Genomic DNA, 18,606 nt, shown 5'->3' with positions numbered 1-18,606 from the left:
GTGCTGACGGCGCCACGATGCATGCGATTGTCGGCCCGGTGCTCTGGATCGGAAAAGTCTTCCTGACCAACCTGTTCGCAAGCCAGACCTTCGCGCCGCTACTCATGCGCCCGACCCGCGCCGACCTCGAATTCCTGACCGACCTCGCCGAGAACGGCACCCTACGTCCGCTGATCGAACGGCGGTATCCCCTCGCCGAGACGGCCGACGCCTTCGCGCACCTGGTCGACGGTCATGCGCAGGGCAAGACGGTGATCCTCGGGTGATCGTAAGGTAGCCGAAGCATCAAAGCTGTTGGCTCAGAGGTGAATTCGGCTCTCAGTGAACTCGTGCGCGGAAATGAGTGCGACGCCGCACAATGGGCGGCGCGACGCGGGACGCGTCGCACCGTAGCGATGGGAAGGTGCAGCCGGTGAGCGCACGAGTGGATGTATTGAACCCGCAGCGACCCAAGCGGGTGCTGATGGTGGCGTCGAATCCGGCGGTCTCGCGGCAGACCGGGTGGCCGATCGGATTCTGGTGGGCGGAGTTGACCCATCCGTACTGGGAATTCGTCGAGCGGGGTTATCAGGTCGACATCGCCAGCCTCGACGGCGGCGCGCTGTTCGCCGATCAATGGAGCGATCCGCGGGATGATTCCGCCTATAGCGACGAGGACCTGATCAGCCTAGGGTTCCTCTCCTCGCCGAAACATGCTGCATTGGTGGAAAATTCGCTGGCCCTGGACGCGGTGAACCCAGATGACTACGACGCGGTGTTTCTCGTCGGCGGGCAGGCCCCGATGTACACCTTCATCGACGAGCCTCGCATTCATGACTTGGTGTCCTCCCGCGTCGCGGCAGACCGCGTCGTCGCCGTCGTCTGTCACGCCACCTGTGTCCTGCTGAAGGCCACGCTGCCCGATGGACGGCTCGTGGTGGACGGGCGAACCTGGACCGGATTCGCCAATGCCGAGGAAGACTTCGCCGACGAGTTCGTCGGCCAGACCATCCAGCCGTTCCGAATCGAGGACGAGGCACGCAAACTCGACGGTACGAACTTCATCGTCGACGGTCGCTTCGTACCGCATGCGGTACGCGACGGCAACCTGATCACCGGCCAACAGCAGTACTCCGGCGCCGCGGCGGCCCGGCTGGTGATCGAGGCGCTCGGCGTATAGGCCGCCCCGTACGCAGTTCCTGTGGTCGAGTGGCACAGAGGTGCGGCGAAGGTCGAGAAGTTCGCTCGCTCATGTGCCACTCGGCTCGTCCACGGCGGCGGTGAAGCGGGCAGTAAGGGTGCGGATGTGGGCGATCAGTTCGGGGGGTTCGTGGATGTGGAACGGGAAGCCGAAGCCGGCTACGTAGATGGCCAGTTCGTCCAGGGAGTTGGAACCTGTTCGAAGTAGGCAGGATTGGTGGTCGAGGGGTTCGATGGCGCCGACGGTCGGGGCGATGCGGTCGGCGGCCACCTCGGCGGGGACCTGCAGCGTGATGCGGGCGGAGTAGCGGTAGGGGGAGGTGGTGACGCCGCGGGAGATGTAGCCCGCGAGGTCGATGTCGGGGGCCTCGCGCGGGGTGAAGCGCGGGCCGGTAGGGATGCGGGGTTCGATGCGGTCGACGCGGTAGGTGCGCCAGTCGGCGCGGTCGAGGTCCCAGGCGATCAGGTACCAGTGGCGGCCGGTGTGGGCGAGGCGGTGGGGTTCGGTGGTGCGCAGTGATGTTGTGCCGCGATGGCTCCGGTAGTCGAAGCGCAGGCGGTGGTTGTCGCGGATGGTGGCGGCGAGCGCGGTGAGGACATCGGGATCGACGGTCGCCGCCGCTGCGGGGACGGTGATGGTGGTCGAGTGCAGCAGACTGATGCGGTGGCGCAGCCGCGAGGGGAGCACCTGCTCGAGCTTGGTGAGTGCGCGCAGCGAGCTGTCCTCGATGCCCGCGATGGTGCCGCCCGCCGCGGTGCGCAGGCAGATGGCGATCGCAACGGCCTCGTCGTCGTCGAGCAGCAGGGGCGGGAGTTTCGCGCCCGCGCCGAGGCGGTAGCCCGCCACGCCCGGCGTGGCGTCGACGGGATAGCCGAGGTTGCGTAGCTTGTCGATATCGCGGCGGACGGTGCGTGCATCGACCTCGAGGCGGTCGGCCAGTTCGGCGCCGGTCCAGTCGCGAGGCGTCTGCAACAGCGACAGCAGACGCAGCAGGCGGGCGGAGGTTTCCAACATGAACAAAGTCTGCCCCTAACCTAGGGCGGAGGACGTCCTAGGTGGGTCATCACGTCAATGTCATAACCACAGACCCCTTGCCTGCGGCCCTGTCGACTCATCCGTCGGTCGGCTCGCCTGGATCACGAAAAGCCCGTGAATGGACGCATCCGCGAAAAACCGTACTGGACAAGATCACTGATCGAGATCGGTTGCTGATAGACGCAATGTTGTTCTAGCTCAATGGAACCGCCGGTCGGCCGGGTACGTGGCAACGCACAGGATGGGTGTGGGGCGAACCCAGCCGAATTCCGATGTCCCACCCGAGTAATCGTCCTCGCACACGGTATCGGTATCCGGCAGTACGTCAGAACGGAGAACGCCATCACCCATCGGGTCGATGTCGATCGCGGCGGGCACTTCGCGGCAACGAGGAGTCGGAGCTGTTGGTCGCCGATATCCGCGCGTTCTGCCGCGACTTGTGCTGAAACCGAAGCCTGTGGTGCTTGTTTCGGCATATCGTCGCCGGAGCGAGACCGCGATCGGATGTACAGGAGTGACCGTCATGAGCGAGCAGCGTTGGCTGACCCAGGAACAGCGTGAAGATTTCTGGGGCGCTGCGGCTGGTCACCGACCATGCCGGAATCCGACCGCGTGATCATCGAAAACCGCTGGGACGACGAGTCGATCGACATGGCGAGCTTGTTCGGTTGGTGACCTGGACGTCCACGCCTCACCCAATGAGTTCGCCCGCGCGCTGCCACGAGTTCCGCTCCGCGGCGAATGCCTCGGCTTGCATTGCCCGGAATTCCGCGATGGATCCGGCGTTGTCGGCGAGGAACTGCCGGTAGTCGGCCAGTCGGAAGTCACCGTCTTCGGCTTTTACCCCGACGTTGCCCGCAGCGAAATCGGCACGCAGGTCGAGGAGTTCCTCGGCTTCGACGGGATACCAGCGGATTCGGTCGAAATAGCGAAGCAACCACGGGTTGTCTTCGGGGTCGGTGCCGGCGTTGCGGTGGTTCCACACCTGGGTGGTGCGGCCGACGAACTGATAGCCGCCGGGGCCCTCCATTCCGTAGATGCACAGGTAGGCGCCGCCGATGCCGACCGCGTTCTCCGGGGTCCAGGTGCGGGCCGGATTGTATTTGGTGGTGACCAACCGGTGGCGCGGATCGGTGGGGGTGGCCACCGGCGCGCCGAGATAGACGTCACCGAGGCCGAGGACCAGGTACTCGGCGCCGAATACGGTGTCGTAGACGTCCTGTACCGCTGCCAATCCGTTCATGCGGCGGATGAATTCGATGTTCCACGGGCACCAGGGGGCATCGGCGCGGACGCCGTGCTGGTAGCGGGTGATGGCCTCCCGGGTCGACGGATCGTCCCAGGACAGGGGGAGATGGACCGTGCGGCTCGGCACGATGAGCTGGTCGGAGGCCGGGATGGTGTGTTCGGCTTCGGCGAGCAGGTCGAGCAATGCGGGTACCGGCAGGATGGCAGGGTCGACGCGGACCTGGAGGGACCGGACACCGGGGGTCAGCTCGGTCACGCCGCGCACTCGGGCGGCAAGCAGGTGCCGGTGCAGTGCGTGGACGCGGGCGCGCAGACCCAAATCCAGTGTCATGGCGCCGTATTCGACGAGCACACCGTCATTGCCTTGGCGTCGGTAGGTCACGCCCGTCTGGTCGTCGACGTCGGTACGGCGCAGCACGCCGTCGTCATCGTCGCCGCCGGTCGAAATGACTGTGGGCCATGCAGCCCGACGCGCCGGACCCAGTTCACGGATCGAGGCGGCGTGCGCACTGCGAATCGGGACGAAGCGCACGGCGTCGCCGGGGGCGAGCTGGCCGAGCTTCCACCGGTCGGCGGCGACCACGGTGACCGGGCAAACGAAACCGCCGAGACTGGGCCCATCCGGACCGAGCAGGATCGGGGTGTCACCGGTGAAGTCGAGTGCACCAACGGAATACGGGGTGTCATGAATATTCGACGGATGCAGGCCCGCCTCGCCGCCGTCGGTCCGTGCCCACGCCGGCTTCGGGCCGATGAGCCGGACTCCGGTGCGATCGGAGTTGAAATGCACTGCGTAATCGGTCCCGATGACGGTGTCGAAGTCGGCGCGGGTGAAGAACTCCGGTGCACCGTGCGGACCCTCGGTGACCGCCAGCTCCCATCGTCGGCTCAGCACCGGCTGTTCCTCCATCGGCACCGCCGCTGCAACTCGGCCGATATGCGGTGCAAGCGGCAGTATTTCGCCCACCCGCAGCGCAGTACCCGCACTGCCGCCGAACCGGCCGAGCGTGAAAGTCGAGACGCTGCCGAGGTATTCGGGGAGCTCGATGCCGCCCGCGATCAGCACGTAGCAGCGCATGCCCGGCCCGCGAACGGCCCCGACATCCAGCACGCCGCCGGCCGGAACCTGCACGGTCCGCCACTGGTGCACGCGCGCACCGTTCACCGTGATATCGGTGGGTGCACCGGTCACGACCACCCAGGTCGGTGCCGAAAACTTCAGTGCGGGTCCGCCGAGGGTGCATTCGAGTCCCGCCGCGCCCTCGTCGTTGCCGAGCACCCGGTTGCCGAGCCTGAAGGAAAGATCGTCCATCGGTCCCGACGGCGGTACACCGACATGCCAAAAGCCGAACCGGCCCGGCCAGTCCTGCACTGTGGTGAGCATCCCTGGGCGCACCACCTCGACCTGCGCGAGGGAGGGCGAGTCCACAGCTCTGCGGTCCGCAACAGCGGGGCGAGCATTCCGGCCCGGACAGCCGGTTGCACCGCTGTCGAGAAGGTCTGCGGCGGCCTGACCGATCGGACCCGTGGGAGGCCGACTGTCGGCCCGGTCGGATTCTCCGTATCCCGACCGGGCCGCTGTCGGAGTCGAGATTTCGGCGGATTTTCCGGGTGAGCTGCTGGTCGTTGCGCCGCTGCGCGGTAGTTCGGCGACGGTCATCGGGTCACCACCATGCGCACGGGGGTGGGGTCGAAGCCGTTGCAGGGGTTGTTGATCTGCGGGCAATTCGAGACGAGCACCAGCGTGTCGGTCTCGGCGCGGAGGGTGACTCTCTTTCCGGGAGCAGACAATCCGTCGACGATGCCGAGGGTGCCGTCGGCCTCCACCGGGACGTTCATGAACCAGTTGATGTTGGACACCAGATCTCGCTTGCCGAGACCCCATTTCAGTGCCTCGGCCAGGAAGTTCTCCACGCAGGCGTGCTGCTGGCGGGTGTGGTGGCCGTAGCGCAGGGTGTTGGACTCCTGGGAGCAGGCGCCCGCGATGGTGTCGTGGTTGCCGACCTCGTCGGCGACCACGGTCATCAGGGCGGTGCCCACATCGGTGCGCAGCACACTGCCGGTGGTGAGGAAGATATTGCGCTGGGCGGTGATGGTGGCCTGCGCGCTGTAGCGGTCGGTGTGGTCGGCGGCCGAGTACAGCAGACAGTCGACGGCCTGATTGCCGTGCAGGTCGATGATCTCGAGCTGTTCGCCTGCCCGGACTACCGTGGACCACGGCGCGCACGCGGGGACGGTCTCGTCGAGCACGATGGTGCGCGTCAGTGTCGAGTTCATGCCGATACCTCCAGCGTCAGCGCGGCCGCCCACGCTTGTTCGGTGTTCTGTACGGCCCGTTGGTATTCCGGGTCGGAGTTGTGGGTGGCGGTGAGCTCCTCCGGCGCCGACCAGGCGATGACATCGAGGTCTGTTGCGGGTCGGTCGTCCAGCGGGTGCGTGGCATTGGCGATCAGCGCGACTACCGGTAAGTGCACGAGCAGGTCGACCGAGGCGCCCGCACCCGCGCTGCCGGTGGCGATCAACGTGCCGTCGGATTCGACGCGGACACCGCGGAAGAACGACACCGTGGGTGCGATGTCCCGTGGTTCGAGGCCCTGTTTGGTTCCCGCGAGCCGGAGCAGGCCACGGGCCTCTGAGGTGGGTCCACAGAGGGTGTCGTGGCGGCCGGAGGTGTCGGCGAGCACGGTGGCGAGCACCCGGCCCTGATCGGAGAGCAGCGGATGGCCGTCCGCGAGGTAGGCCTGCCACGGCACCTTGACGGTGTCGGCGACATTGAGGCGTTCCCACGGCGCGTCGGCCCGCACGAGCAGCAGGTGCCCGCATGCGGCGCCCGCAGGATCGCCGAGCCGGATGCGGGTGCCGCGGCCGAGCACAACGTTCGCGTAGCCGCCTGCCGGAATGCGTTGGGCCCACGTGATCTTCGTGGTGGCAACGCCGTCGGGCAGCACAGGGTTGGCGACGGCGGCCGCTGCGGCCTGCGATCGGGCGTGCGCGCGGGCGTCGGTAGTGGAAGCGGTGCTTGTCATGATTGCTCCCTCGGGTCAGGTGTGTCGAGGTATCGGATCGGACGTGCGCGGTGGCGGGCAATGGCGGCGCACCACCGCGCACGGCCGGGGTCAGGCAGGTACTACGGCGGGTTCCGAGAGGTCGGCGCGGCGCGGTCCGGCATTGACGAACCGATGTACGACGATTCCGACGGCCACCACGATCAGCACGAAAAGCGGTGCGGCCCAGAGCATCCACCAGCTCCCGCCCTTCGGTGTGTACACCTCCGCGCGGGGCCAGATCAGATTCACCGCCATCGCGATGCCCCACACCACGGCCAGCAGATTGACCGGAATGCCCGAGCGGCCGAGGTTGAACAGCCCGGCGTCGGCGTTGTCGCGGCCCCAACCCTTGAAGCGCGCGGCCAGCAGCGGCACCGTGACAAGCAGGTAGGCCAGATACAGCGTCACAATGCAGACGCTGGCCAGCGTCGCGAAGATCGCGGCGTTGCCGAGGTTGAGCACCAGCAGGCCGATGCCGAGCACACCGATCACGACGGCGGGCAGCATGGGTGTGCCGTAGCGCGGATGCACCGCGGCGAGTCGCTCGGCGAAGGGCAGCTTGCCGTCGCGTGCCATCGAGAACATCAGCCGCGAACCCGCGGTCTGAATTGCCAAGGTGCACACCATGATCGCCACCGCGACGCAGCCGAGCAGTACCTTGCCCGCCGGGCTGTCGAGCTTCGAGGTGAGCACATAGGCCAGGCCGTCGGTGGCCAGCGTGCCGTCGGACAAGCTCGGTGCGGCCATCAGTGCGCCGATCAGCAGCAGGCCGCCGCCGAGTGCGGAAACCGACAGTGCAGTGAGGATGGTGCGCGGCGCTACCGTGCGTGGATTCTTGGTCTCCTCGGAAAGCTCACCGGCGGAATCGAATCCGACCATCACATACGCGGCCATCAGGCCGGAGACAAGGAACGCGGCCCAGTACGGGCCGGGTGCGGCCTGATCGGTCTGCAACACCACTCCCGGACCGCGTTCGGTGTGGGTGAAGAACAGCGCGACGATCGCGACGACACCGGCGATCTCGACGGTGACACCGATCGAGTTGATCTTGGCCATCAGGTCGATGCCGATCACATTGATCACTGTCGTGATCACCAGCAGGACGCTGCCGAGCAGGACCGCGTTCGCGGCCCCGGACGAAGAGGTCAGCGCGCTGTCCGCGCCGACAACCTGGAATCCGCTCCAGATCGAGGGCAGCACCACCTGGAGGGCGATGGCCGCCGCCGCGGCGGTGACGATCTGTGCGATGACCATCATCCAGCCCGCGAACCAACCGACGACTTCACCGCCCAGTCGGCGCGACCACTGGTAGATGCAGCCCGAAATCGGGTACCGCGCGGCCAGTTCGGCGAAGTTGAGCGCGACGAGCAGTTGGCCCGCGAACACGATCGGCCAGGTCCAGAAGAACGCGGCGCCGCCGAACGAGTAGCCGAGGCCGAAGAATTGGAAGATCGTGGTGAGGATCGAGACAAAGGAGAATCCGGCCGCGAACGAGGCGTAGCGGCCGAGCTTGCGGTGCAGCACCGGCTGATAACCGAAGCCGGCGAGGTCCACGCCGTCAGCGCTGGTGTCCGGTGGCGCTGCGGGGGCGGCGATGGTGGGGGCGGGCGAATCGACTTCAATGGCCATGGGTGGGGTCCTTCGGCGAGTGGCCAATACCTATCAGATGACAGTTTTGCGTTCGCGATCGCGCTTTCGGTGTCCGGTGTGTATCGCTTACGGGAACCCCGGTAACTTCTGGATTGCCTTGATTTCTGTCAAGTGACAGAAACCTCTCTGCTCGGCCACGACCGGCCGTGTGAACGCTGATGCGCCGGTGAAAGCCCCGAAACGCGATGCCAGAATGGGCAGGTGGCAAACCTCGGCCCCGGCCGCCCTCGACTGGCACAGCGACCGCGTCGCGGGCAGACACCGCGCGCCGAGATCCTCGACGCCGCCGGTGAGCTGTTCACCACCAACGGGTACGCCAACACCTCTACGCGTGTTGTCGCCGATGCGGTCGGAATCCGGCAGGCCTCGCTCTACCACCACTTCGCCGCCAAGGACGACATCCTCGACGCGCTGCTCGGCGAAACTGTCGCCGCCCCCTTGGAACTCGCCGAACGGCTGCGCGATGTGCCGGAATCGGTGGCCGCGCGACTCTACGCGCTGGCCTGGTTCGATGTCCGCCAGCTGTGCGCGGCCCGCTGGAATCTGGGTGCGCTGTACCTGCTTCCCGAGCTGCGTACCGAACGCTTCGCCGCCTTCCGTTTGCGGCGCGACGAATTACGCAGGCACTACGAGGTATTGGCCGCAAGCGTGCTCACCGAGACGGCCGGCGCGAGCGTCGCCGGGCTGGCGGGGCTCCCGTTCCGCCTCGTCGAGACGGTGATCGGCATCCGCTCCGATGCAGGCAGCGCGCCGGCTTACGCTGAACGCGCGATCCCCGACGCAGTGCTGCGGATGCTCAGCTGGCCGGGCGACCTCGACGAGTTGCGTACGGTGGCGGGCACGCTGCTGCACCGATTGCAGGCCGCCTGACCTTCGGTTCGTCAGCCCTTGCCGCTGGAAGCCTGGAATTCGAAGCCCCAGCCGTACATCTGGGCGATCTCCCGGATGCCGCTGCCGGGACGGCCCCCGGGCGGACGGATGAAGGTGCCGTCGCGGCGAACGACGAACTCGCCGTTGAGATTCTCGATGTGGGCGAGAACGACGTCGCGCGAGTTGTCCGTGCAGCCATCCATGGTCATCTCGATCGGCACCGAGTTGACCGGGTACAGGGTTGCGGTGGCCTGTACACCGCGGAAATCGGTCGCGCCCTCGTAGATGGACGCGAACACCAGGATGCGGCGGAACTGCGCGGTGAAATCGAGGTTGATGTCGAGATTCTCGCCGGTGCTGCTGCTGCCGGTCCGGTCGTCCTGGTCGAGCCGGATGAAGGGCGGACGGTCCAGCGCGCCGAACGAACGATCCAGTGCGCGAACGGAACCGATGCGGCCGTCGGCCAGCTCGAAGAAGCAGCAGAGATCGAGGTCGAGGGTGCCCCCGCCGCGCTTCCTGCCGAACAGCCCGCCACCGCTCGGAGCGACCGAGGTCGTCCAGTTCAGGTTGACGCGCATAGTGCCCGATACCGCGCCCTGCTTGGTCAGCGAGATCGATGGCGACTCTTTGGTCAGCGAGATCTTGCTCATGTTGATCGGCGCACCCGACGGCCCGGCTGCCGGAGGCTGCTGCGGCGGGTAGGGCGGTGGCGGCGCGCTGTAGGGAGCCTGTGGTGGGTAAGGCGGATACGGCGGTGGTGGCGCGGGCGCACTGTAGGTCGGCGGCGGTGGCGCGAACTGTGGTGCGGGCGGGGCGAATTGCTGCGGTGGCGCGGGCGGCGGTGGCGGTGCGAACTGCTGCGGCGCGGGCGGAGGCGGTGGTGGGGTGAACTGCTGGGGTGGCGCGGGCGATGCGGCAGGAGCCGGTGCGTCATCGACGGAGATGCCGAAGTCGGTGGCAAGACCGGCCAGCCCCGAGGCGTATCCCTGTCCGACGGCACGGAACTTCCACGCGCTCTGCCTGCGATACAGCTCGCCGAGTACGAACGCGGTCTCGGTGGTTGCGCCGACGCTGTCGAACCGGGCGACCTCGCCGCCGTTCGACGCATCGATCACCCGCACATAGAGACCGTGGAACTGCCCGAAGGTGCCGCCGTCCGAGGAGGCCGCGATCACGATGGTGTCGATCTGCGACTCGACCTGGGCCAGATTTACCGACAACGTGTCCAGCACGATCGGACCCTGCTGTTTGCCCTCGTGCCGGACTGCGCCGGAGGCATGCGCAGGCTGGTTGTAGAAGACGAAGTCACTGTCGGACCGCACCTTGCCCGAGACGAGCAGCAGTGCGGACGCATCCGCATCGGGAACCGCGGGTCCCGACTGCCACCCCAGTTCGATGCGGACCGCGGACATCGGCACCGGAACATTGGCGCCCTTCATCATCGACACAGCTGCCAACGTATCGGAAACGGGCCGCCCGCGTCAGGGCTACGCGCCGCGGGTCGGCGGCGCGATCTGCCAATGTCGATGCAGCCCGCCCGCAATCTCCGGGAGCACCGTGACCGGGACGCATTTGCGGCGCAGCATCTGCCGAATTTCCTGCACCTGCTCACGTTTGCGCATGTCGTAGGCACCCGACACCGGGCGAATCACCGGCGGAATGGACAGCAGCACCAGCTCACCGTGGCGTTCGTCGCCACCGGAAAGGTCGAGGGCAAGCGACCACCTGGCCCGCTCGTCGAGTGCGAACCGCCCGGCAACCACCCGATCCCAGTCGATACTGGATTCCCGCCACGGGGTGCGCCGGTAGATCCCGCCGTCGGTCAGGACGACGACGTCGCGTCCGAACAGCGCGACCAGGATCGCGATACCCGCGACCACACCGGCGAGCAGCCCGGTGAACACCCGGTTCGGGCCGAACCCCGTGACGATCGCACCACAGACGAGTGCGGTCACCCCGATGCCGAGCGCGCCGTAGAGCAGCGCTCGTTGAGTGGGAACCACGCCAGCGCGCACCATCGTCATCTCGCCTCCTGCCGACTGCGAATCCCACCGTACCGGGCCGACCCGCCCGTAGAGTCCTAGCGCAAGCAGTTCGCTTTGATCCGGAAACGTTTTGCCGCGAGTAATCCGCCCCGCCTCGGCGGATCCGTCGCCAGGCCATACGGCGGTCCGCCGCGCAGGCGAGCATTACGGCCGGTGGCCGGAGGTCAACGGCCGGTTACCGGCCGTATCGAGGTGATAAGCGCTCGCCGCCGTTCAGTCGCAACTCCACCCGGCGTACCCACCCGGGGCTGATCCGGCAATCGACCGCGAACTCTGAACTGCTTGTCCAACAGGCCCCTCCAGAGCATCTGCTTGTTGACCTCTGCGGCCGCGCTGGACGTCGTATGCGAAATAGCGCAGGTCGCCGTCCGAGTCGAGGGCCGATGCCAGACTGCCGCCGACCATTTCATCAGCCGGCCCGATGTGTCTACCGCGACGCCGAGGACAACGGGTGGATCGACGGCGGCGAGTGTCATAGGTGGAGTACGCGGATGTCTTCGATGCCGAGGGTGCTCTGTGAGATCAGTTGTGTAGCGCGCCGCCCGGATACTTGTTGCTGGACAGGGCGAAACGGACACCGAATCCAGGCTGATTTGGGCGTAACCTGAGGCCCCGAACGGCGATTTGCAGACGAACGAGCAGCCCGCCTCCGGCTACTACGCAAAGCCTGCCGACGATTGATAATAATTAGTGATCGTGTCCATAAGCTATTCGATGCCATTCCTTCCCGGCAAATCCTTTGTGCTGTAGTAGCATTCATGTCCGGTGGCCTTCCATTCGTCGGTGCGTCCCATCCGCTTTGCGGGAAATGGAATAGGAGAAAGCGCGTTGGGCTGCACTGTCGAGTTCGGGGGAATTGGCCGGAAACAGTTGACGGCTGGTGCCGGTCCGGACGAAGGCTGAGGAGTTCGATTGTGGCAGTACCAGATCCAGCAAGCGACGCTGCTTCCGTTGTCTTGTATCTCGACCCCGAGACCTTTCCCGCTTCGGTCGCAGGCGTGGCTACCGCTCACAACTGTGTGGCCATCGCACGATCGCAGCTGATAAATTCGGTCCCTGGCAATTCGGACGTATTCGGCGACGAAGGTGTCCAGTCCACGTGCTCGTCATTCCACGACGCCTGGCAGGGCGAGACCGATGTGGCGGCGTCGGCGCTCGCCGAAGCCGCATGGCTGCTCGCCACTGCCGTTCAGAATCTGGTGGGCGCCGATATCCAGGGCGGTGCCACTGTCACGAGCGCGTACCCGCCCGATTCCAAGCTAGTTGTATCGCCCCAAAACCTGATGCCCCAAGGCACGCTGCCCCCACCCCAGCTCCCCCAAGACATCCCGGTGCAGACATCACCTCCGGCAGAAGGCGCCGACCCGCCCCCTGAGACCTCCGTTGACGTGCCGCTCCCGGGTAACAACGAATACGAGTCCCTCCAATGAGCGCGGTACAGGCCCTACAGCACGCCATGGACATAATGGACCAACACGCCGCTACTCTCGCGCGTGTGCCGTCGCTTTTGGGGCAAGCCATAGATGCCGCACTGAAGCCGCCGGCCATCAGCGGATCTCCCGATCGAATCAAGGCCCAGGCCGAGCATTACCAAGAATCATGGGGCGAATGGTGGAGGGCGTGGAATGCCTTGCATATCGTCGTGGGCAGGGATCTGCCTACGGCGTGGCGAGGCGCTGCGGCCGAAAGCGCGACGCAAGCCGTGGACGCCCTGGTCCGTGAGTCTTCGACAGGTGCCGAAGCGTTCGCGGCGGGAACCAAAACATTGAACGCCTGGGCCGAGACGTTGAAATATGCGCGAGACTGCGACGATCAGGGACGCACGCAACTGAAAACCGCCAGAGAGCAGCTGTCGAAGGCCATGCTGGCCTCCGCCACAACTTCCCTATCGCAGACGACGATGGTCCCGATCCTCGAAATGGCGAGTACCGGCTGCCACGACCGCTTGGTCGCCGCAAAGAATTTTGCCGCCGGTGCCGCAGAAACGGCCAGCGCCCTGAGGCAATGGGCCGAGCGGGCTCGAGCCCGGCGGGTCGGTGCACCCGGCGTGAGTCCGCTGACCAAAGTCGTTCTAGCTGCCACAGCCCGCGAGATACTGACCCCGACCGCGCTGCAACGGGCATCCCAGCGACTCCAGAGCATGTCAGCTGCGGACCGCTCGGCATTCGAGAAACTACTGGCGGATTCCAAATCCCCGCTCGAGGCCGCCTTCCTGTGGAAGACATTGGCGTCAGGGTATTCGAGCACAGAAATTCAGGACTTCTACGACAAAATACATCCGCACGGCGACGACGAGAAATGGCTCACTGACCACTTGCAGCCCGATATCGCCAATCGGAACGCAGGCACCGGCGAAGAAGGTCAGCACATACTCCGATATCTCGGGGAATGGTCGGTCCCGAATGCCGATGGGAATCCAGAGCCTGTCTATGGCCAGGATGCGGGTAACTGCGTCGCTGTCTCGACGGTCGGCGCACGCGCGAATTCCGATCCGGCGTTCATGCTCGGCCTGACAACCGGGCAAGGACCCGCCGCCGTCGGCGGCGCGAAAGCGGGCGATGACAGCCTCGACGCGTTCCGAAAGCGACTCGTGGAGTCCTACCATTCCACCGACGCAACGTATAGCTCGACATCCCAAAGCGATGACGACCGCACTAAACTGTTCGACAGGATGTTTTCACCATCGACGGGTACGGGCTACGAATATCAGCGTTTGACCGATGCAGACTCACGGACGGCGGCCCTGCCCCGGATCGAAGCGGCAGTGGAATCCGGCAAACCGGTCCCAGTCCAGGTGGACGACTCGACCTACGGAGGGGAAACCCACGAAATGATGATCATCGGGGCCGAGGACGGCAAACTCGAGATCTACAATCCGTGGGGATTCACCCAATGGGTGACGAATGATGAATTCATCGACGGACGCATCGGCGCGCTGACAGAGGCGGGGTTGCCTAACGGCGGAATGCCCATTCCGATTGATGTTCAGCTGCCGAAATGAGCACTACACCCCGACGCCGAGATCAAGACCTGAGCGGCGTGGACGTCGAGCAAGCCCTCATCAGTGGCATGGGCGAACCCGGTCCGGCACGCAATGCACTGTTCACCGAGGCCGCGATCGCCGCATCAATGCAGGCCGAAAAGCTTGCCGTCGAACCCTATTCCCTAACCTTTCTGGCCCACTGTGTCCGCTCGCTCGGCCTCGATGACGCCCTGCGATTACCGGAGCCGCTGATCGGATCCGCGCCAACGCTGCTGGTTCGTAACTGGATGTCAGCCGCCTATACCGGAGCCGTGGTGGACGTGGCCCGCGACGACCTGTTCGCGCAGTGGCTGGACATGGTCGCGATGCTGCTCGGTTCGCGCAAAAAGGCAGCCGCCGATGCCGAACCGGAACGCAACGACTCGCCCGACACGACCGAGCTTTCCTAGCAGGCAGTTCAGAACGCGGTGGTCGCTTGGACCACAGAGTATTAGAACGCGTTTGAGAACACGGGTGTTGGGCCCTGGCGCCCATCGCTGAGGAAGCGACGATCGAGCTGGAGGCCTCCATCGACTCGCTGCACTCCACCCCCGCTGAGCAACGCCTGGGCTGACGACCGGTCGGGCAGTGCGCCAGGCGCCCTGTGCCGCGCCCGTCATGCCCTCGGCGGCCCACCCCAAATGCTCCCAAAACAGTTGCATCACACCACATCACGACGTCGGCAGACACCCACAACCGACACCACACCCACCGCTACGGGATAAATCTCGAACTCAGGCCTCCAACGCGACCGCGGCCTCGCCCGTGTACACCAGGAAGGTCAGGCTCTGCTGGAAGTACAGCTGCACCGACTCGGCGTCGTGCGACAGGTAGCCGATCGACAGGTCTTGGCCGAGTTGCAGGTCGAAGTCGCCGCCTCGGGTGGTCAGCACGAACGCGCCGTCGATCGCGGGGGCCCAGATGATCTCGCCGTCGGGGATCAGGCGTTCGATATGGGTGCGGATCGGGTGGCCGTGATCGGACGTCTCGCTGACCGCCGTGTACAGGTCCGCACTGAGCAGCACCGAGTACGGGCCGTCGACGCCCGCCAGCCGCAGCGCGCTGAGCGCCTGGGTGACGGCCTCGGGTACCAGCCGCGGGTCGCTCGGCACGCTGATCGCCTCGTTGGACGAACTTGCCCGGATACCGGTGATATTCGCGGCCGGGTAGCCCTCGAAGATGGCGCGGTCCTCGGCGAACGCGATGCGTCGCGCGGCCTCCTTCACCGGATCCAGATCCGTGTCCTTGGCGCCGCGCTCGACATCGTCGAGCTCATCGCGCGACAGTGCGAACGGGACCCGCAGTTCGACCAGCGGCGCGACAACGCGCTGACGGGCCTGCACGCCCACGTCGGGCGCGGCGATCGCGGTGGTGCGCCCGAGACCGACGGCGGAGTAATCGGTGCCGTGCGGGCCGGACAGATCGACGACGCGACGTCCGGCGATGTGCCGCTTGAAGGTTCGCGTCGCCTCTTCCTCGATTGCCGTCCACGCCTCGGAGGTGATCGGCGCGAGTTCGCGATGGAGGTTGTTCATTGCTGCGTGCTCCTTTTCAACGTGCCGATACCGAGTGATCCGTCTCCGGTGTCCGACTTGTCAACGCCCTCGGCGCTCGAAGATTCCTCGACCTCGGGAGCGTCCGGGGGAGCGTCGAGGAAGTCCTGGGGCGGTGTGAAGAACAACGTGCCGGTGACCGCGGTGGAGAAGTCCAGAATTCGGTCGTATTCGGCCTCGTCCGAGCCGAGGAACATCCGCGTGAGCATGGCCTCGGTGACGCTGGGTGTGGCGGCGTAAGCGATGTAGTACGTGCCGAATTCGTCATCGCGGATGCTGCCGAACGGCATATTGGCGCGCAGGATCTGACGTTGGGTTCCATCGGGATCGACGATGGTGTTCACGGCGACATGGGAATTCAGGGGCTTGTCCGCGTCGGAGAACTCGATGTCGTCCAGCTTGGTTCGGCCGATGACCCGTTCCTGCTCGGGGACGGGTAGTTCGCGCCAGTCCGTCATGGCGTGCAGATATTTCTGCACGATCACGTAGCTGCCGCCCGCGAAGTCGGGGTCCTCGTCGCCGATCAGTGCCACCCGTCCTGCGTCCGAGGTTCGCGAGGCGCCTTCGGGATTCTCGGTGCCGTCCACGAAGCCGAGCAGATCGCGCTGCTCGAAGTAGCGGAAACCGACGGTCTCGTCGACGATGGTCACCGCGCCGTTGAGTCGGTCACTGAGCAGCATCGCCAACTCGAAGCAGGCGTCCTGCACTTCGGCTTTGATGTGGAACAGCAGGTCGCCCGGTGTGGCGGGGGCTTTGTGGTGTGCGCCGTCGTAACCGGGGAAGTCGTGCAACTCGGCGGGTCGCGGTCCGGTGAACAGCCGATCCCACGCGGCCGAGCCGATCGACGTCACACAGGTCAGTCCGGATCCCGGCAACCGGAACCCGACCGAACGGCGCAATCCGGACAGATCGGCGAGCACCTCGCGCACCGTCTGCTCTCCGCCCTCGTCGATGGTGGCGACGAGGAAGATCGCGGCCGGTGTGAGCGGTTCGAGGATCGGCTGCGGCTCACCCATGATCAACAGCGTAGTGGCCGGCGCCGACACACCGGTCGAGCGGTGCGGGCTACTTGGCGACTGTCAGCAGGAACGCGACGTCGTCCACGGCCTTGACGCTGTGTCGTGCTTTCGGCACAACCAGCAGGTCACCGGCCGAGCCCTTCCATTCGTTGGTGCCGCTGATCAGCGTCAGCGTGCCGCTCAGTACCAGCAGCGTCGACTCGCCCGCGTTGTCGTGCTCGGCCAGACTCTGGCCCGCGCTGAGACCGACAACGGTCTGGCGCAGCGAATTGGCGTGTCCGCCGTAAATGGTTTGCGAACTGCGCCCGCTCGTGGCGGTGGCTGCCAACTTGAGCTGTTGGCGAGCAACCGCTGTCAGCGATTTCTTGTCCATGGACCGCCTTTCGCAGATCACATCCACCCGGGCTGGTGATTCGGGCTGGTGGGCGGCGGGTGGACGGATGTCCGAACCGCCGCCTATTCAGGAGTATGCCCGACGTCTGCGCGCCGCGGGCCAGGTTTGATCGCCTGCCCTCGGTGCGGCGTGTTCACGGCCGTTCCCACCGGTCGAACGGTGTTGTGCTGCTGCGGCTGACCGACGCCGGAGGTTTGCCGACTAGTCGGATCGGTGGCGGATGTAGTGCCGGATACGGAAGCGCAGCCCGGTCGTCGACTCCCGCCACTGCGCCGGTTCGACGGCATGCCATTCGGGGCCGATGAGAGGTGCGTACGCGTCGCCGTCCACGGTGGTGTCGACCTCGGTGACGAGCAGGTCCGTCGCGAAATCCATAGCGGCGCGATAGATCTCGCCGCCGCCCGCGATCCACACGGTGCCCGGCGTACTCATGGCCATCGCCTCTGGCAGCGATCCTGCGCGTTCGGCGCCCTCGGCGGACCAGTCGGATTGCCTGGTCACCACGATGTTGCGGCGGCCGTCGAGCGGGCGGAATCTCGGTGGTAGCGAGTCCCAGGTGCGCCTGCCCATCACCACGGGATGACCCATGGTGACGGCCTTGAAATTCGCCATGTCCTCGGGCACGCGCCAGGGGATGGTGTTCTCGAAACCGATTACCCCCTCAGGGGTTTGCGCCCAGATGAGCCCGATCGTCCGGTCCGGTCCGCTCACACCGCCACCGGGGCCTTGATGGCCGGGTGATGCTGGTAGTCGACGATGTCGACGTCGGCATAGGTGTAGTCGAACAGCGTCGGCGCCTGGTGCAGCCGCAGCGTCGGGAACGGGTACGGGTCGCGGGTGAGTTGCTCGGTGACCTGCTCGATGTGGTTGTCGTAGATGTGGCAGTCACCGCCGGTCCAGATGAAGTCGCCGGGCTCCAGCCCGGTCTGCTGGGCCACCATATGGGTGAGCAGCGCATAGCTGGCGATATTGAACGGGACGCCGAGGAACAGGTCGGCGCTGCGCTGATAGAGCTGGCAGGACAGCTTGCCGTCGGCCACATAGAACTGGAAGAACGCATGGCACGGAGCCAGCGCCATCCTGTCCAGCTCGGCCACGTTCCAGGCGGAGACGATCATGCGACGCGAATCCGGATTGTTGCGCAGGGTGTGCAGCACCTCGGAGATCTGGTCGATGTGGGCGCCGTCCGGCGTCGGCCACGACCGCCACTGCACGCCGTAGACCGGGCCGAGTTCGCCATCGGCGTCGGCCCATTCGTCCCAGATGGAAACGCCGTGCTCTTGCAGCCAGGAGACGTTGGAATCGCCGCGCAGGAACCACAGCAGCTCGTAGACGATCGACTTCAGATGCACCTTTTTGGTGGTGATCAGCGGGAAGCCCGCCGCGAGGTCGTAGCGCAGCTGGTGGCCGAAGATGCTGCGGGTGCCGGTCCCGGTACGGTCCGCTTTCGCCGTCCCGGAGTCCAGGACCAGACGGAGCAGGTCCTCGTACTGGGTATCGCGAGCATTGGTGGCCACGCCTCGCGAGTTTACTGATGCCTGGC

The 18,606-nt window shown here is 65.9% G+C and carries 18 protein-coding genes; 6 read left to right on the top strand and 12 right to left on the bottom strand.

Annotation, left to right across the window (positions count from 1 at the left end):
• Positions 1-17 precede the first annotated feature (17 nt).
• Positions 18-266 carry a zinc-binding dehydrogenase gene (locus tag OHA42_RS38755; RefSeq protein WP_406233422.1) on the top strand — a complete coding sequence of 83 codons (249 nt, stop codon included), beginning with the start codon at positions 18-20 and terminating at the stop codon, positions 264-266.
• Positions 267-412: 146 nt separating this feature from the next.
• Positions 413-1,159 carry a type 1 glutamine amidotransferase domain-containing protein gene (locus tag OHA42_RS38750; RefSeq protein WP_406233420.1) on the top strand — a complete coding sequence of 249 codons (747 nt, stop codon included), beginning with the start codon at positions 413-415 and terminating at the stop codon, positions 1,157-1,159.
• Between the two features lie 69 nt (positions 1,160-1,228).
• Here OHA42_RS38750 and OHA42_RS38745 read toward each other — a convergent pair whose 3' ends face one another.
• The 5 genes from OHA42_RS38745 to OHA42_RS38725 form a co-directional block, all read right to left on the bottom strand.
• Positions 1,229-2,194 carry a helix-turn-helix transcriptional regulator gene (locus tag OHA42_RS38745; RefSeq protein ID WP_406233418.1) on the bottom strand — a complete coding sequence of 322 codons (966 nt, stop codon included), beginning with the start codon at positions 2,192-2,194 and terminating at the stop codon, positions 1,229-1,231.
• 712 nt (positions 2,195-2,906) lie between these two features.
• Complete coding sequence (locus OHA42_RS38740; RefSeq protein ID WP_406239898.1) at positions 2,907-4,847, bottom strand: 5-oxoprolinase/urea amidolyase family protein; 1,941 nt, start codon at positions 4,845-4,847, stop codon at positions 2,907-2,909.
• A gap of 272 nt (positions 4,848-5,119) precedes the next feature.
• Complete coding sequence (locus OHA42_RS38735; RefSeq protein ID WP_406233417.1) at positions 5,120-5,740, bottom strand: urea amidolyase associated protein UAAP2; 621 nt, start codon at positions 5,738-5,740, stop codon at positions 5,120-5,122.
• Complete coding sequence (locus tag OHA42_RS38730; RefSeq protein WP_406233415.1) at positions 5,737-6,489, bottom strand: DUF1989 domain-containing protein; 753 nt, start codon at positions 6,487-6,489, stop codon at positions 5,737-5,739. Before OHA42_RS38730 ends, OHA42_RS38735 begins: the two co-directional genes overlap by 4 nt.
• Before the next feature lie 90 nt (positions 6,490-6,579).
• Positions 6,580-8,139, bottom strand: a complete 1,560-nt coding sequence (locus OHA42_RS38725) for an amino acid permease (RefSeq protein ID WP_406233413.1) — start codon at positions 8,137-8,139, stop codon at positions 6,580-6,582.
• A gap of 222 nt (positions 8,140-8,361) precedes the next feature.
• On the opposite strand from OHA42_RS38725, the gene OHA42_RS38720 reads away from it, so the two are divergent.
• Positions 8,362-9,030, top strand: a complete 669-nt coding sequence (locus OHA42_RS38720) for a TetR/AcrR family transcriptional regulator (protein WP_406233411.1) — start codon at positions 8,362-8,364, stop codon at positions 9,028-9,030.
• An 11-nt stretch (positions 9,031-9,041) separates the two neighbouring features.
• Here OHA42_RS38720 and OHA42_RS38715 read toward each other — a convergent pair whose 3' ends face one another.
• Positions 9,042-10,472 carry a TerD family protein gene (locus OHA42_RS38715; protein ID WP_406239896.1) on the bottom strand — a complete coding sequence of 477 codons (1,431 nt, stop codon included), beginning with the start codon at positions 10,470-10,472 and terminating at the stop codon, positions 9,042-9,044.
• A gap of 45 nt (positions 10,473-10,517) precedes the next feature.
• The gene (locus tag OHA42_RS38710; RefSeq protein ID WP_406233409.1) at positions 10,518-11,054 is read right to left on the bottom strand and encodes a hypothetical protein; all 537 of its coding nucleotides are present in this window, start codon (positions 11,052-11,054) and stop codon (positions 10,518-10,520) included.
• A 935-nt stretch (positions 11,055-11,989) separates the two neighbouring features.
• Between OHA42_RS38710 and OHA42_RS38705 the strand changes: the two genes are divergently transcribed.
• The 3 genes from OHA42_RS38705 to OHA42_RS38695 all read left to right on the top strand — a co-directional run bounded on the left by OHA42_RS38705 (position 11,990) and on the right by OHA42_RS38695 (position 14,507).
• Positions 11,990-12,505, top strand: coding sequence for a hypothetical protein (locus OHA42_RS38705; RefSeq protein WP_406233407.1), 516 nt, complete (start codon positions 11,990-11,992; stop codon positions 12,503-12,505).
• Between the two features lie 65 nt (positions 12,506-12,570).
• Positions 12,571-14,076, top strand: a complete 1,506-nt coding sequence (locus tag OHA42_RS38700) for a hypothetical protein (RefSeq protein ID WP_406233406.1) — start codon at positions 12,571-12,573, stop codon at positions 14,074-14,076.
• Positions 14,073-14,507 carry a hypothetical protein gene (locus OHA42_RS38695; protein ID WP_406233404.1) on the top strand — a complete coding sequence of 145 codons (435 nt, stop codon included), beginning with the start codon at positions 14,073-14,075 and terminating at the stop codon, positions 14,505-14,507. The genes OHA42_RS38700 and OHA42_RS38695 overlap by 4 nt, the downstream gene beginning before the upstream one ends.
• A gap of 324 nt (positions 14,508-14,831) precedes the next feature.
• Here the strand turns inward: OHA42_RS38695 and OHA42_RS38690 are convergent, their stop codons facing one another.
• The 5 genes from OHA42_RS38690 to OHA42_RS38670 all read right to left on the bottom strand — a co-directional run bounded on the left by OHA42_RS38690 (position 14,832) and on the right by OHA42_RS38670 (position 18,580).
• The gene (locus OHA42_RS38690; protein ID WP_406233402.1) at positions 14,832-15,632 is read right to left on the bottom strand and encodes a family 1 encapsulin nanocompartment shell protein; all 801 of its coding nucleotides are present in this window, start codon (positions 15,630-15,632) and stop codon (positions 14,832-14,834) included.
• The gene (locus tag OHA42_RS38685) at positions 15,629-16,666 is read right to left on the bottom strand and encodes a Dyp-type peroxidase (RefSeq protein WP_406233401.1); all 1,038 of its coding nucleotides are present in this window, start codon (positions 16,664-16,666) and stop codon (positions 15,629-15,631) included. The genes OHA42_RS38690 and OHA42_RS38685 overlap by 4 nt, the downstream gene beginning before the upstream one ends.
• A gap of 49 nt (positions 16,667-16,715) precedes the next feature.
• Entirely contained in the window at positions 16,716-17,042 is a 327-nt protein-coding gene (locus OHA42_RS38680) for a cupin domain-containing protein (RefSeq protein WP_328406414.1), read from the bottom strand.
• Positions 17,043-17,264: 222 nt separating this feature from the next.
• Complete coding sequence (locus tag OHA42_RS38675; RefSeq protein WP_406233400.1) at positions 17,265-17,774, bottom strand: dihydrofolate reductase; 510 nt, start codon at positions 17,772-17,774, stop codon at positions 17,265-17,267.
• Entirely contained in the window at positions 17,771-18,580 is an 810-nt protein-coding gene (locus OHA42_RS38670; RefSeq protein WP_406233398.1) for a thymidylate synthase, read from the bottom strand. Before OHA42_RS38670 ends, OHA42_RS38675 begins: the two co-directional genes overlap by 4 nt.
• Positions 18,581-18,606: the final 26 nt, after the last annotated feature.

This window comes from Nocardia sp. NBC_01009, assembly GCF_045208035.1.
In the GTDB taxonomy this organism is placed as follows: Bacteria; Actinomycetota; Actinomycetes; order Mycobacteriales; family Mycobacteriaceae; genus Nocardia.
The sequence above is the reverse complement of the archived record's forward strand: the minus strand, read 5'-3'. Positions and strand labels throughout refer to the sequence as shown.